General features: G+C 32.4%; 18 protein-coding genes and 2 pseudogenes. All 20 read left to right on the top strand.

Annotated features, from left to right (window positions below; all coding sequences use genetic code 11):
• The first annotated feature begins 732 nt into the window (after positions 1–732).
• The 20 genes and pseudogenes from QM873_RS03725 (at position 733) to QM873_RS03630 (ending at position 12,298) form a co-directional block, all read left to right on the top strand.
• On the top strand, positions 733–990 hold the full coding sequence (locus QM873_RS03725; RefSeq protein ID WP_414278828.1) for a hypothetical protein: 258 nt from the start codon (positions 733–735) through the stop codon (positions 988–990).
• Positions 991–993: 3 nt separating this feature from the next.
• Positions 994–1,344 (top strand): hypothetical protein, encoded by a 351-nt coding sequence (locus tag QM873_RS03720; RefSeq protein WP_414278827.1) that lies wholly within the window; start codon positions 994–996, stop codon positions 1,342–1,344.
• A 93-nt stretch (positions 1,345–1,437) separates the two neighbouring features.
• Positions 1,438–1,584: pseudogene (locus tag QM873_RS03715) on the top strand (RHS repeat-associated core domain-containing protein); the annotation flags it as partial.
• A 225-nt stretch (positions 1,585–1,809) separates the two neighbouring features.
• The gene (locus QM873_RS03710) at positions 1,810–2,547 is read left to right on the top strand and encodes an ankyrin repeat domain-containing protein (RefSeq protein WP_414278826.1); all 738 of its coding nucleotides are present in this window, start codon (positions 1,810–1,812) and stop codon (positions 2,545–2,547) included.
• Positions 2,548–2,824: 277 nt separating this feature from the next.
• A pseudogene (locus tag QM873_RS03705) lies at positions 2,825–3,034 on the top strand (RHS repeat-associated core domain-containing protein); the annotation flags it as partial.
• Positions 3,035–3,401: 367 nt separating this feature from the next.
• Complete coding sequence (locus QM873_RS03700; RefSeq protein WP_414278825.1) at positions 3,402–4,307, top strand: hypothetical protein; 906 nt, start codon at positions 3,402–3,404, stop codon at positions 4,305–4,307.
• A gap of 291 nt (positions 4,308–4,598) precedes the next feature.
• Positions 4,599–5,294, top strand: a complete 696-nt coding sequence (locus QM873_RS03695; protein WP_414278824.1) for a hypothetical protein — start codon at positions 4,599–4,601, stop codon at positions 5,292–5,294.
• Positions 5,295–5,830: 536 nt separating this feature from the next.
• Positions 5,831–6,394: a DUF4303 domain-containing protein gene (locus QM873_RS03690; protein ID WP_414278823.1), complete on the top strand. Its 564-nt coding sequence runs from the start codon at positions 5,831–5,833 to the stop codon at positions 6,392–6,394.
• A 118-nt stretch (positions 6,395–6,512) separates the two neighbouring features.
• Positions 6,513–6,917 (top strand): immunity 22 family protein, encoded by a 405-nt coding sequence (locus tag QM873_RS03685; RefSeq protein ID WP_414278822.1) that lies wholly within the window; start codon positions 6,513–6,515, stop codon positions 6,915–6,917.
• 47 nt (positions 6,918–6,964) lie between these two features.
• Positions 6,965–7,483, top strand: a complete 519-nt coding sequence (locus QM873_RS03680; protein ID WP_414278835.1) for an RHS repeat-associated core domain-containing protein — start codon at positions 6,965–6,967, stop codon at positions 7,481–7,483.
• Positions 7,477–7,716, top strand: a complete 240-nt coding sequence (locus QM873_RS03675) for a hypothetical protein (protein ID WP_075567327.1) — start codon at positions 7,477–7,479, stop codon at positions 7,714–7,716. Before QM873_RS03680 ends, QM873_RS03675 begins: the two co-directional genes overlap by 7 nt.
• Before the next feature lie 233 nt (positions 7,717–7,949).
• On the top strand, positions 7,950–8,801 hold the full coding sequence (locus QM873_RS03670; RefSeq protein WP_414278821.1) for a hypothetical protein: 852 nt from the start codon (positions 7,950–7,952) through the stop codon (positions 8,799–8,801).
• A 195-nt stretch (positions 8,802–8,996) separates the two neighbouring features.
• Positions 8,997–9,320 carry a hypothetical protein gene (locus QM873_RS03665; RefSeq protein WP_036493136.1) on the top strand — a complete coding sequence of 108 codons (324 nt, stop codon included), beginning with the start codon at positions 8,997–8,999 and terminating at the stop codon, positions 9,318–9,320.
• Positions 9,321–9,450: 130 nt separating this feature from the next.
• Positions 9,451–9,987 (top strand): hypothetical protein, encoded by a 537-nt coding sequence (locus tag QM873_RS03660; protein WP_414278820.1) that lies wholly within the window; start codon positions 9,451–9,453, stop codon positions 9,985–9,987.
• A gap of 67 nt (positions 9,988–10,054) precedes the next feature.
• Positions 10,055–10,357 (top strand): RHS domain-containing protein, encoded by a 303-nt coding sequence (locus QM873_RS03655; RefSeq protein ID WP_414278819.1) that lies wholly within the window; start codon positions 10,055–10,057, stop codon positions 10,355–10,357.
• A 145-nt stretch (positions 10,358–10,502) separates the two neighbouring features.
• Positions 10,503–10,778, top strand: coding sequence for a hypothetical protein (locus QM873_RS03650; RefSeq protein ID WP_049512654.1), 276 nt, complete (start codon positions 10,503–10,505; stop codon positions 10,776–10,778).
• A 20-nt stretch (positions 10,779–10,798) separates the two neighbouring features.
• On the top strand, positions 10,799–10,996 hold the full coding sequence (locus tag QM873_RS03645) for an RHS repeat-associated core domain-containing protein (protein WP_074324738.1): 198 nt from the start codon (positions 10,799–10,801) through the stop codon (positions 10,994–10,996).
• Positions 10,997–11,094: 98 nt separating this feature from the next.
• Positions 11,095–11,400 (top strand): hypothetical protein, encoded by a 306-nt coding sequence (locus tag QM873_RS03640; protein ID WP_049512656.1) that lies wholly within the window; start codon positions 11,095–11,097, stop codon positions 11,398–11,400.
• A 100-nt stretch (positions 11,401–11,500) separates the two neighbouring features.
• Positions 11,501–11,653, top strand: a complete 153-nt coding sequence (locus QM873_RS03635; RefSeq protein WP_414278818.1) for a hypothetical protein — start codon at positions 11,501–11,503, stop codon at positions 11,651–11,653.
• A gap of 108 nt (positions 11,654–11,761) precedes the next feature.
• Complete coding sequence (locus QM873_RS03630; protein WP_239684958.1) at positions 11,762–12,298, top strand: hypothetical protein; 537 nt, start codon at positions 11,762–11,764, stop codon at positions 12,296–12,298.
• Positions 12,299–12,707 lie beyond the last annotated feature (409 nt).

Here is a 12,707-nt window from a genome sequence, read left to right as displayed (position 1 = left end):
TTTTCAGAAGAACCTTCTTTCTTGGCTATGGGCTATCGGTTGAATTTTCATTGGATAGACGACGAACATTTTATTGTTGAGTCCAATTACAAAGGGTTGATTTCAGATACTTGGGAAGTTGATATTTTAAATAGGGTTGTTCTAACAACTCATAGGCAGTAGTCCGTATAACGCTTTCAATTTCGGCGTAGCGTGCAGAGGAAAGCACGCACACGGGTTCTGCTTTTCAGACGCCCCCATCCCCACAGTTCAGAAAAAGATACAGATAACGTAGAAATGAATCAGCCAATCGGCTATGACAGAGATACAGGAGCAATTCTTACAAAAGTCAAAATTATTGTAATGAACGGCACCAATAAAATTATTACAGGAGACTCATCATGATAAGTACTGTTTATTTTTGGTTTAGAGAGTGCCCCATATGCGATAGGCAAGGTAGATTAATTATTAAAAAAATATTGACTCTAATAAATTATTTCTCTGTTGCGATGAATGTGTGAGTTGCTGGGAAAATGAGGATGACTTAACTCAACAAAGAAAAAAATTTATGGAATATTCTATCAAGTCAAAGATAGTGAATGCTTCAGAAAACGATATTAGTAATTTTCATTGGGAAAAATATAAACTACACAAGTGTTCTGATACATTCATCTGATTTTATTAACTGTAGCAAGCGTAAGTTGGGTCGAGACCCAACACCCCATAAACAAGCCGTAGCCTGTATGTAGGTGTATGCCCAAAGGCATGCACACAGTTTCTGCTTTTCAGTCGACTTCAAACCTTCATCAAGATTGTTTGAGAGATTTGTTTTTTGACAATCTCATTAATAATAAAAACACAGAAACTTCTAGATATAACTTACGAAATAAGCATTTTGCAAGTTTTGCATATGGAGCAAGTCAAGCTGCTGATATTAAAGAAATGAAAATGTCTGGTTGGGTTACTCCTGCTTCGTTAGCTAAGAAAATTAATAAATTAAATGGTAAATAAATTATGAAATCAATTTTATGTTCAATTTTATCTCTAATAGTATCCTCCTCTTCTAAATTACCTTATGTTTCACATTACTCGTATGATTTTCAACATGGCTGGTTAAATATAATTGTATCAGAATATAATAGTCAAAAAACTTGTGGAGACATAGGTATAAGTAATAATGAGTTACAATATAAGCTTTTTTGTGGAAAAGAAAATGGAAAAGGAACGATTCCGTTAAGTAAAATAAAATTCAAATATGAGAAAGATATTTTTTCTGCCCAAAGTATTATAAGTGGAAAACTATTTTTTTCAGTTAAATGTACGCAAGAGCAATATAGATATATAGAAAAGTATCTTAAAAAATAAAACGGCAAAAAGACAATTAAATTCTGTACAAATATAGAATTTGTAATAATCTGAAGCAATCCGTAGCCCGCATGAAACTTCTTCAGGTATTACGAGCCTGATGTAGGTCGATTTGTGAATCAGAATCCGATTGGGTTGGAAGGTGGAGAGTATTTGTATGCTTTTGCGCCTAATACAAATGTCTGGGTTGATCCATTAGGGATTATCCGTACAATCAGAGAGTGCTCAACGTGGAATTGATAAAGCAACTAAGTATTTAAAAAGTAGAGATTTTAAAATTTTATCAGATCAAGTAACAATTAAAGTTCTCGATAGAACAGGGAAAAATTGAAAAAGGTCCGAATTCGTCTTGATATAGTCGCAATGAAAGATAGAAAAATCTATTTTATTGAGGTAAAATATATACAGGACGATTAACGAAAGATCAAAAGAAATCAAGGGTATTCAATTGTTGTGAAAATTATTATGAAAAACTTAGAAATTAAAGAAATTCTAATAGATTTAATATTATCTATTGACGATAAAGAAAATTCATATAAGCTTAATACATTGCTTAATGAAGGATTAGATCCTAATGTATCATTCTCTTTTGATGAGTCTGACTCCAATCAGACTTTATTAGAACATTGCTGTCGTTTTGGATTAACGAACTATGTCGACATTCTCATTAAGCATAGCGTTAAATTAGATATACTTACAGAAGATAATGAAACCGTACTACATTTATTAGCGTATAATATTTTAGATAACACCTTAAAGGAAAATAGCAATAAAACCTATAAAAAAATTATAAAAAAACTGAAATACTTAATTAATCATCAGGATAACGATGGAAGAACTCCATTAATGCTTGCTATAAAATCTGGAGATAAAGATAAAGCCAACTCACTAATAGAAAACGGAGCTAATGTGAGTATTGTTGATTATTGTGGCAATAACTGTCTTCATTTTTGCTTTATGGAAAACCATTCAATCAACTTGCAACTAGATTTAATTGATTTATTAATTCAGAAAAATGCTGACCCTTTACAAACTAATAAATTAGGTTTATCACCCATCAGCTATTACTTAAAATTACACCCTCCCTTATGCCAAACACCTTTTTCAAAAAAGAAAGTAGAGAATGAAGAACTTTTTGTAGAATCAGAAGAAGGTATTTCACCAGAGAATATGAATATTAGAGATACTAAGTACAACACATAGGCATTCCCAAGCTCTAACGACCCCGTCCCCCAACAGGAGCAAGCCGTCATGGCATTCAATAAAATCGCCTGTAAAAGCAGCGACTTCAGGTTCGTCTTTACCGTCCCCGATTTCTGCTGGCCGCCCTCTCCTGCTCCTCCAGCCGCACCGCCTTAGCCGATGCGCCATTCTTCCTCGATTAAAATCCGCAAACGCTATATCGTGCGTACCGGCGATATGTTCCATATGAACGGCAAGTTCAGCAAAAGACTCCACCCTAAAACCTTTTTGTCCTGATACAGGGCGATTTGTTAATCCGGATCCGATTGGGTTGAAAGGAGACTTTAACGTTTATCAGTTTGCACCGAATGCTCAAGACTGGATAGACCCAAGTGGAAATATAGCTTTTGTACCAATTCTGATTGCAATGGGAGTGGGCGCACTCACGGGTGCGGCAACTGATGCGGGTATGCAGGTCGCTTCTAATGTGATTAATGGTAAAGATTAGAACGACATTGATTATGAAAGTGTTACACTCTGTGCCGGTATTGGTGCGATAGCAGGCCCTGTATTAGGCAAGGTAGGTAAATTGGCCATAGGTAAATGCCGAAACGCTTTTGGCCCTTTTAGAAAATGGGTATAGGAGAAAACCATCTTATAGTAGATCAGGAGGGTTTCGAACTAATAACTCTATTTCGTGGGGAGCTTCTCCGGCTAGAAATGGTAGATATGTTAACCAAATAGGAAATCCCAAATTGCGTCAATTTAATCAGTATATTCGCAATAAAAGACTTCCTCCAGGTCGATTATGGTGGAGGACACGAGACCCTGGACATTTCAATATTAAAAGGTAAATATATAAATTAAGGTGAACTATGTATACAAAGATTAAAAGAGAGAGCAGTGAAAAAGAGACACAAAAAAATTTGAAAACTCTTCTGAACATAGTAAATAATTCTTCTTGTTATCGTTGTTTTCTTGGTACAAGTGGTCAAGATTTAGATTTTTTTAGAAAGCTAAAAGAAAATACTAAAGTTAATTTAGTATGGAATGGTAATTTAAAAAAAGGAATATTAGGATTTTTATTGGGATTTGTTCCTGATCGCATAGGAATAGTTGAATTTTTAAAACCAATTGATGAAGTTTTTTTTGAAGATACTTTATATGACTGCGGCCCTTCAACAGTATCTATAGTGATTATGAAAGATCAAGATAAAATTCAGGACTTTATAAAATCATTTCAAGCTTCGCCTGTTCCAGATGATTTTGAAGCAAGCGTACTCAAAGACCCCTACTCTTTAATCTACACTATTGGAATTAGTGATATTGATGATGGTATTAATCTTGAAGAGATAGTTACTATGACAAGTTTTTGGGTGGATAGATTAATAGATTCTCATGAATATATTATTAACGATAATAGAAATATTATACCAATTATTGTAATTGATAGTGGAGACGTTAGTCTATTTGCCGATATCAAAGATGCTGAATTATATTTAGAACCAGACGATGTCAAACAAAATGCTTATGAAATATTTAATAGAAATGGAGATTTATTAAATCCGATTATATTAAAGAAGAGTAAAAAATTTCTTTTTGGTACCTTTGTAAAGGAGAGTATACAAATAATGCCATATATCCCTAATATAAATAATAACGAATACCTCTTGGAATTATTATTCAAATTTTGTGATAATGTTAAAATTGAAGTACCAAAAGGAATTAATTTAAATAATTTAGTCGATAGGTTAATAAAAGAAATTGGTTTTACTAAATAATCGTAGTGTCAACTTTTAGAAGAGCAAGTGTAGCAAACTGTAGCCCGCATGTAGGGTACGTGCCCCAAGGTACGCCCCCAGTTTCTTCTTTCAATGGCTTACCAGGCCGTCTGAAAAACTTGTTAGACGGCGTAAGTAATCATATTCGTTAATAACCCGATTTACACGGCTTCTGCCGCGACGGCTATTAGGAACAACTATTATTGAAGGTAAAGCTGCACCTCAAGGTTTGGGGTTTCCTGATGGACAAACACAAAAATATATGAATGACTTGGAAAGGTTAATAAGACAATGAATCAGGAGCAATTTATAAAAAAGATTAATATTGTTTTAGTCGAAATTGATAAAATGATTAATAATTGTGATGAATATAGTTATACAAATAAACAGCAGTTGATTTCTATAAAAAATGAACTATATGACATGATTAATTATCTAAATTCAGAAAGTATTTTTCAACAAAAAAAAGGAAAAGAATTTTTATTGTCTCGGATAGTAATTGATTCTTGGCCATTTAATAATGAAGTTGGTAAACTCCTTGTAGAATTAGAAGAAGATTTCAATTCTTTGACAAAAAATATAAAAATTTCTAAGTTAAAAATTTTTCTTGAAACTCCTTTAGAATTTCAAGAAAAAAATGTTTTTGACGAATGGGAAGTCAGTTACCTTGATTTGATGGAAGTAAATCAAGGTTCTCCTTTAGTTGGAAGTCTATCCATTAACGGTCAAGTTATTATTCAAGAACAGGGGTTTGGAGGGCCTTTGTTGTATTTCAATAAAAAAATATATATTCCTGTTTTCATTAGACGATTTTGGGTTGTTGGATTTAGGCTTGCAATATTAAATTTAGATGATTTATCCATTGAGTATATTGGTGGTATCGAAGACTTGGTTTATCTGAAAGAGATAAAAGATAATAGGATTTATTTCTATACAGATATATATAAAAGCACAGAAAAGAATTTAACTTTATATGAACAAATATAACTCAAGGCTATGCTGTAAACATCATAGCCAAAGGACTTCCATATTAATTAAATTTAAAGAATTTATTCAAAAGTATTGGATAAGTATTTTAATTTCTTGGTTTTTCATTTGGTTATGGATGGCTTATTATGGGGATAACACAATAGTTAAGTTGGTCGTGTTTCCGATTAGCTCTTTCTTTCTAGTTATTTTATTTCATTTGGAATTAGAAAGAAAAAATATTAAATATCTATCCATAATTCAAATGTTAATTGGGATGCTGCTGGGATTAGCTATACAAATCGAAAGTGAGAGTTTTATGCTCCTTGAAGGATTGATATTCGGAGGAATTTTGGGATTAACAACACCCTTTTGGATTAAAATATTTTTATTTTTAAGAAAAAAGATAGGAAATTATGTATAATAAAGCTCAAACAGATAGATACATGAGTAGGCAATTAACTAGAATTGGTGTAAGGTTTTTGGAAAATACGGATCACGTAGTAAATGTGCATAGAAATTGATTGATAACAAAAATTTATAAAAGGAAAATTAAAATGAGTATTTTAAGTAATTATATAATTCAAGATTTAATTCAGAATGTATATAAAGGAGTTACAGAGACATTTAACTATGTATTAGAGAGATATAATTCTAATGAAGTTTTTGCCTATACATTATATATTGATGACTATTGTTCATATCTGGGTTGGGCTGCTAACACTATTTCTCACTACGAAATAGAAAAAGTAAACTACCCAAAAGAAGAACAGCCTTTTATTAAATGGTATTACCCTCAATTTGCAATAGGACTAGGAGAGGTTCCTGAGAAAATAGATAGTATATTCAATAATGAGATTCAAAATATTCTTAATGATGCAAATACATTAATATCAGAAGATAATTTTGAGCAATATCAGGCAGAAGTATATGATTCAATTATAGAAGGATTTAAAAAAGCGATAGCAAGCGTAGATAAGGAAAAAACAAAAAATGTCATATTTTTTGTTTCTATTGCAGATAGTGATAATGCTGAAATTATGGAAAATTATTCTGCTGAACAACTAAATTCATATGATAAATTTCTTACGTTCAAAAATAGATTTCAAAGCAAGCCGTAGCCCGCATGAAACCTCAAATCCTGACGTAGGGCGGCACGCAGTTTCTGTTTTTCAGACAACCTCTGCAATGAAATAAATTTAAAATTAAATTTTCAATAATTGAGAAAGGACGATTAAAATGCTTGATTCAGATACAAAAAATATGATTTCTGTATGGATAGGAACATCAAATAAGACGTTAGATGAATTTAATAAATACACTGAAGGAATGGAGGACTCAGATTCTCATTGTCCAGCTTTTGCAGATTTTGGAGTTTCATTTATTGATTCTGATTATTTTGTGGCATTCCAGACAGATAATGGAGAAATTGTGCCAGTTGAAGTGTTAGCAGAAGAAGTTGGGGCACACTCCAATAAAGTTATAAAAGATATTGTGAAAGTAGCAAAAGAGAAAGGAATAAATGAAGGTAATTCTTTATATTACTATTCTAATGCAACATTTTATGAGGAAAATCCAGGTAAACTATACAATGATTTGAAGTTTATAGGAACTTTTAAAGACCCAAGAAAAAAATATCGCTAGTGATAGTGAAACATTAGTCAGGATAACGGCAATCTAATTGTTGCACCATCGACTACGCCTACGACCCGTTCAGACTGCAAAACCATTATACCGACCGTGAAACTGGGTTGCATTATAACTTCTTCAGGTATTATAAGTCTGATGCAAGGCCGTTTGTGAATCAGGACCCGATTGGACTAGGCAGGGGAGACAATCTGTATCAGTTTGCGTTAAATACAAATAAGTGGATTGATGTCCTAGGTTTAAATAAAAATCTTCCCGCACCATATTGCCCTCCTAATAGAGGCGCTTTAGGGGAAGTAAGGAGTATTACACTTCCGATTGGCACTCTTGTTGATAGGTGGTATCGTTATCCAGGAGGAACACTATACCCTATGAGAGACTTATCTCCTGGTTCTAATCGAAAGCCTTATACCATATATAGGCCAATTGATAATGTAGCTGCAAGTAAAATTATGTCATTGTTCGGAGAAATTGGATTAGGGACACAGTATGAATTACCAAAATCTGTTAAATCATATATAGAATCTGGGCATCTGGAAGAGGTGAAAATAGGAAAATGTTAAAAATTAATGAATTGAATTCATATCTTAAAAGTAAAGGAGTACCAGAAGATAGTTACTCAATCAATGAAGTAAATGATGAATCATTATGTATTGTTGAAGAAAATAAAAAATGGCATATATTCTATTCTGAAAGAGGATTGAGAACCGAAGAATACTGTTACCAAGATGAACATTTGGCAATTCTATATTTTATAAATCGGTTATCAAAAATGTTAAAATTTTCTTTCGAATGAAAAAAAGCAAACTGTAGCCTGTATGAAACTTTTAATTATGGTATGGGGTATGTGCGTAACATACACGCGGCTTCTACTTTTTAAGCGACATCTAAATCTTCTCTGAAGGCGTCTGAGCTATCGATTCTTTAACAATCTCATTACCATTAGCAATGGCATTCTATCTAAAGATCGTTTTCCCTGATGGCTGAGAAGCTAATTGACATAGACAAATACAGGAAAGGATATATATTATGTTGAAAATATTAAACAATTCATTGGATGGAATTGTATTGGGTCAAAAAAAGGCTGACTTTGATGATGTTATTTTAAATAATCCTAATTATTCATTAGAGTTTGATAGAAAACACAAGATACAATCTGATTCAGAATTGATTACTGTATCCTCCTTGATGAATTGTGATGAATTTTTCTTAAATGGAAAAGTTATTAACTTTTCAAATCTTGAAAAATTTTTAGAAGAGGAGGATCCTCTAATAGAAGTTTCAGATGAAGAAAATTATTTTTATATTTTTCCAAAATATAATTTAGTTTTATATGTTGACTATAAGGATAATTTGTTTCTGCAGGTATTAATTTACGATGAGAGTATAAGAGATTTATATGATAATAAAGGTAAAAAGTACTCAGACTTTCAAAAAAGTAAACTTAAAAACCCAACTTTAAATCATGATAAATTATTATTTATTCCTTATAAGAGCATAGGCGATTTTGAATTAAATTGTTCTCTATCAGATGTTATAAGAAAATATGACATATCAAACAATGTTATCCCGAAGGTAAAAAATATTATAGAGATAAACAATTTTGTACTAAGGTTTGATAATGAAAAGTTAACTGAGGTTACAATTTTCAATGATAAGAAAGTAGAGCTTGCAATATACTATAATGAAATCAATATATCATCAAAAAAAGGGCTTGCTGAGCTATTAAGTCAATATGATGTTATTGAGAGAACGAAATCTAAATATCTTTTCAAAGAATTAGGTCTAGTTGTAGAAAAAGATCTGTCCGAATTTCGTTTTTTTGAACAATCATTATTAAAATTTTGGGTAAATTTGCATAGACCTATTACTAGCTGGTAATCACAAGTAAGCCATAGCAAACCGTAGCCCACACAAATCCTTTAGTCCTGATGTAGGGTGTGTGCAGTACGCATGCGGTTTCTTTTTTTCAGACGACCTCTGTCAAATCGCCTAACCCGAATGCGACGCACAGCCTCACTTCCGTCACCTTCAGATGAATTATTTGAAATTATTCGATTACCTTAGGAGATTATCATGGATATAACACTATTTAATTTTCGGACATTTTGGGAAGCAAATGCTGATGAAGATTATCGTGAAGATACTATCAGAATGTCTATTGCACTTATGACGTTTCTCAAAAACAATAACTTACTTGTTGATATTGACCCATTTAATGAGGATGGCTCTATCAAAGAAGATTTGATCATCCGAAAATCCAATGTAACCGATGAAGGTTTTCAATTATTCGTTAAACCAGTAAATAACTGGTGGAATGCTTTGGATAGGGGAACTCCTCCCGAGAAAGTTACTATTCTGGAGAATGGATTGAAAAAAATTCGTGCTGCGAAAAAGTAATTTTATATTTTCAGACGGCCTCAATATTTTATTAAGGTTGTCTGAAATATTTGTTCTTTAAATAAACATTTTACAAATATACTTATGCTGCACCAATTTCTAAAAGTAATAGTAAAAAAGGAAAAAAATGATGACTCTTTATCAAATATACTCTGCTGTTGATAATAAAGATGCTTATGCGGACTTAAAACAGGATGATAGAAAAATTGTGGAATTTATTAATTACAATAAAGGCAATTATACAGATGAAGCAGTTTTTATAGCTCAGAGTGGATATACCTCCAAAAATATTTCTAAAACAGATTATATTCAAACAATTCCTAAGATGTTATTGTTCTCTGAAACTTTTATTAATAAATTAGCTGATACATTAAAAAATGAATTAGATTTTTTTCCAGCTAAACTTAGAATTAAGAATGATGAATTTAAATTTTTCCTTGGAAAAATTAAATTAACTGCTGAATTGGTAAATATGGAAAAATCAAATTTTTATGAAATAGATGGAGAGAAATTTATCGATTATCCACCTGTATTCTTTGAAAATATATCTGGCTTCGAGTTTTGTGCAAAAGATATAAATGATGATTTAATTTGGGCTTTTTCTGATAAATTCAAAGAATTAGTTGTGAGTAATAATTTGAAGATGGAATTTCTACCTCTAACATGAAATATTCTGTAAGTAAGTTATAGTAATCCGTAGCCCGCACAAAACCTTCAGTTCTGACGTAGGATATGTGCGGTACGCACGCGGTTTCGCCTATCAAAACCACATCAACGAAGACGGAGAAAACCGACAACAATCTCACTACTTCCACTGCGACCAAATCGGCATCCCGCATGAGATGACCTATAAGGACGGCAAGCTCTTGTGGTTCGGCAACTACACCGGCTGGGGGCGTCTGAAAGATGAAACCAAGGTAACGGATAGCTCGTACCAGCACTTCTGCCTGCAAAACCAGTACGCTGACCGTGAGACGGGGCTGCATTACAATTTATTCAGGTATTACGCGCCGGATGCAGGACGGTTTGTGAATTAGGAAAAGATTATGCTATGGATAAAGCAACAGGATGTTGAAAAGGACATGATGATCCACAAGGAAAAGAACATGAAAAGTACCCGCACATAAGTATTAGACATCTGGATGGAAAAAAAGTGCGTATTGATATTATAGGAAAATAGATATGTTAAATTTAACTAATTTACAAACAAAAGGATATGATGAACTTATTGAAATTGATGGAGAAGTTGTTTATCAAGTGTTTGCTATTAAGAAAAGTAATGGAATTTATATTACATATTACTATACGGTACCCAAAAATAAATTGGATCAGGCCGAAGATTATGAGATAGAAGAATTCGATGAATTTAATGAATTTGAATTAGCTATAAGACATATACAATCAAAAGGTGCAAATCTATCAAGATTTAATGTATTTAAAGGTAACAAGCCTCTTTAAGACCATTTTTAGACCGTAGGTTGGGTCGAGACCCAACAAAACATCAAGGTCGTCTGAAAGAGGAAACCAAGGTAACGGATAGTGCTTACCAACCGTTCAGCCTGCAAAACCAGTATGCCGACCTCGAGACCGGACTGTATTACAACTTCTTCAGGTATTATGAGCCTGATGCGGGTCGGTTTGTGAGTCAGGATTCGATTGGGTTGTGGAGGGACTAAAGAAGACCTTAACTCTAATATAGTTGGTGGGTTAGGCCCCATCAGCAATCCTACAACTCTTAAAGAATCTATCATAAAAGCTAATGGAGGAGTAGCAAATGCAACAACTGCTTTGCCTAGAAAAAGATGAAATTGATATTAATGACATTTGGAATTTTAAAATTACTACTACTGAGGCTCAAGAAAACAGAGAAGCTCATTTGACAGGTTTCCTTGGTAATAGTGCAATGGGAATATCAAGTATAGAAACTACTATTTACAATGACAATGAATTAAATGTTGTTTTATTTCAGAAACTAGCAGGATCAAAATATTCTGGGAAATTAGACAAAAGAATTATTATTGTCAAAAATATTAGTAAAGTTACTTTTGGCTCTGCAAGGGAAATCATATGGCATAACTAACTAGCCTAGACGGAATCAAACTCCAATACTACCTGTAAAATATAAAAGGGTTATTTGAAATACTTTTTTAGATAACCCCATCCCCTTCCCACTGGACGAGGTGGAAGACGCCAACGGCAACCATCAGCGTTTCGTTGATCATCCGCTGAACGGTCTGCCGCAATACGTCATCAACGGCAACGGACGGGTATTCTCGCTGAACTTCGGCAATGTGGCTGATGAGCAGTCACCCTTGTTGGAACTGTTGTTCTAGTTAGTGTTTGTATATATTCAACTGCGGGAGTGTGTTGTGCTTTTGTGGTAGGAGGAAGTCTTGTAGGATCAATGTGAAGTTTAATATTGATATAGGAGCATGATAATTATGAGCAATAGTGATTTTTATATACAAAATATGATTGAAGCTTCTTTAGAACAAGAAGATTTCAGTCAAATAATTATACTACTAGATTCGCTACCATCTAAAAATATACGTAGAGCATTGTATTTATTATCAAAAATATTCCCAAATAAAATAGAAATTACTGAGAATGAATTTAAATTTATTAAATGTATATTATCCAATAATAAATTTATAGTAGTTCAAAGCATCTCTGATTTTCTGAGAGCAATATCTATACTCAACTTTAATGACCTACAAAAACAGGATATTACTGATTTGATTTTTCAAAATCTAAATGTTTTAAGCAAAAATTGTGATTTTGAGTTAAATATACTAATAGCAAAATTAATAGAACCCAATAAATTTTTTATGCAAGTTGAGAAAATTAAAAATAATTTAGATGATTATTCAAGAAAATATTTATTAGATTTTATTTTTTACGAGAAAGAATATCTTGAAAATGGCTTTAATGAAGATGAAATAAATGATTTCATAAAATTCTTGAGCAATCCTAGATAAAATAGCAAGCCGTAGCCTAAATGAAACCTCCAATTCCGACGTACCTAAATGGGAAGACTTAGTAAGGATGAAATTGATTGGATTAGATCCAAAGCTGACTGGATTGACCCAATAGTTTCTTCAACAGACGAATTACTAGGAATTAGAAATCATGAAAATTCTAGAGAACAAAAAGAACAATATCTGAGTGAGAAAAGGTACTATTGGTAATTTTGTGTTTTTAGTTTTACAAAGTGTAGTGTTATTGGAGTAAATTATTAACTAATTTAGTAATAAATTATTTTACCTTTTTAAAATAGGAATTTGGTACAAGACAGTATATTCTTTCGTTCTAAAGTGTTATTTAAATGTTGATTCTATCCCTTTCGTTCTATAATATAGGAGTATACTAGCACCACATGAGGAGAAA

The organism is Streptococcus australis (assembly GCF_047463015.1).
Taxonomy (GTDB): domain Bacteria; phylum Bacillota; class Bacilli; order Lactobacillales; family Streptococcaceae; genus Streptococcus; species Streptococcus australis_F.
Note: the sequence above shows the minus strand (reverse complement) of the source record. Positions and strands in the feature narration are given on the sequence as shown.

Bases quoted from the DNA above. Each gene is read 5' to 3' on its own strand.
- QM873_RS03725 (WP_414278828.1), top strand. From the start codon at position 733: ATGCCCAAAGGCATGCACACAGTTTCTGCTTTTCAGTCGACTTCAAAC.
- QM873_RS03720 (WP_414278827.1), top strand. From the start codon at position 994: ATGAAATCAATTTTATGTTCAATTTTATCTCTAATAGTATCCTCCTCT.
- QM873_RS03710 (WP_414278826.1), top strand. From the start codon at position 1,810: ATGAAAAACTTAGAAATTAAAGAAATTCTAATAGATTTAATATTATCT.
- QM873_RS03700 (WP_414278825.1), top strand. From the start codon at position 3,402: ATGTATACAAAGATTAAAAGAGAGAGCAGTGAAAAAGAGACACAAAAA.
- QM873_RS03695 (WP_414278824.1), top strand. From the start codon at position 4,599: ATGAATCAGGAGCAATTTATAAAAAAGATTAATATTGTTTTAGTCGAA.
- QM873_RS03690 (WP_414278823.1), top strand. From the start codon at position 5,831: ATGAGTATTTTAAGTAATTATATAATTCAAGATTTAATTCAGAATGTA.
- QM873_RS03685 (WP_414278822.1), top strand. From the start codon at position 6,513: ATGCTTGATTCAGATACAAAAAATATGATTTCTGTATGGATAGGAACA.
- QM873_RS03675 (WP_075567327.1), top strand. From the start codon at position 7,477: ATGTTAAAAATTAATGAATTGAATTCATATCTTAAAAGTAAAGGAGTA.
- QM873_RS03670 (WP_414278821.1), top strand. From the start codon at position 7,950: ATGTTGAAAATATTAAACAATTCATTGGATGGAATTGTATTGGGTCAA.
- QM873_RS03665 (WP_036493136.1), top strand. From the start codon at position 8,997: ATGGATATAACACTATTTAATTTTCGGACATTTTGGGAAGCAAATGCT.
- QM873_RS03660 (WP_414278820.1), top strand. From the start codon at position 9,451: ATGACTCTTTATCAAATATACTCTGCTGTTGATAATAAAGATGCTTAT.
- QM873_RS03650 (WP_049512654.1), top strand. From the start codon at position 10,503: ATGTTAAATTTAACTAATTTACAAACAAAAGGATATGATGAACTTATT.
- QM873_RS03640 (WP_049512656.1), top strand. From the start codon at position 11,095: ATGCAACAACTGCTTTGCCTAGAAAAAGATGAAATTGATATTAATGAC.
- QM873_RS03630 (WP_239684958.1), top strand. From the start codon at position 11,762: ATGAGCAATAGTGATTTTTATATACAAAATATGATTGAAGCTTCTTTA.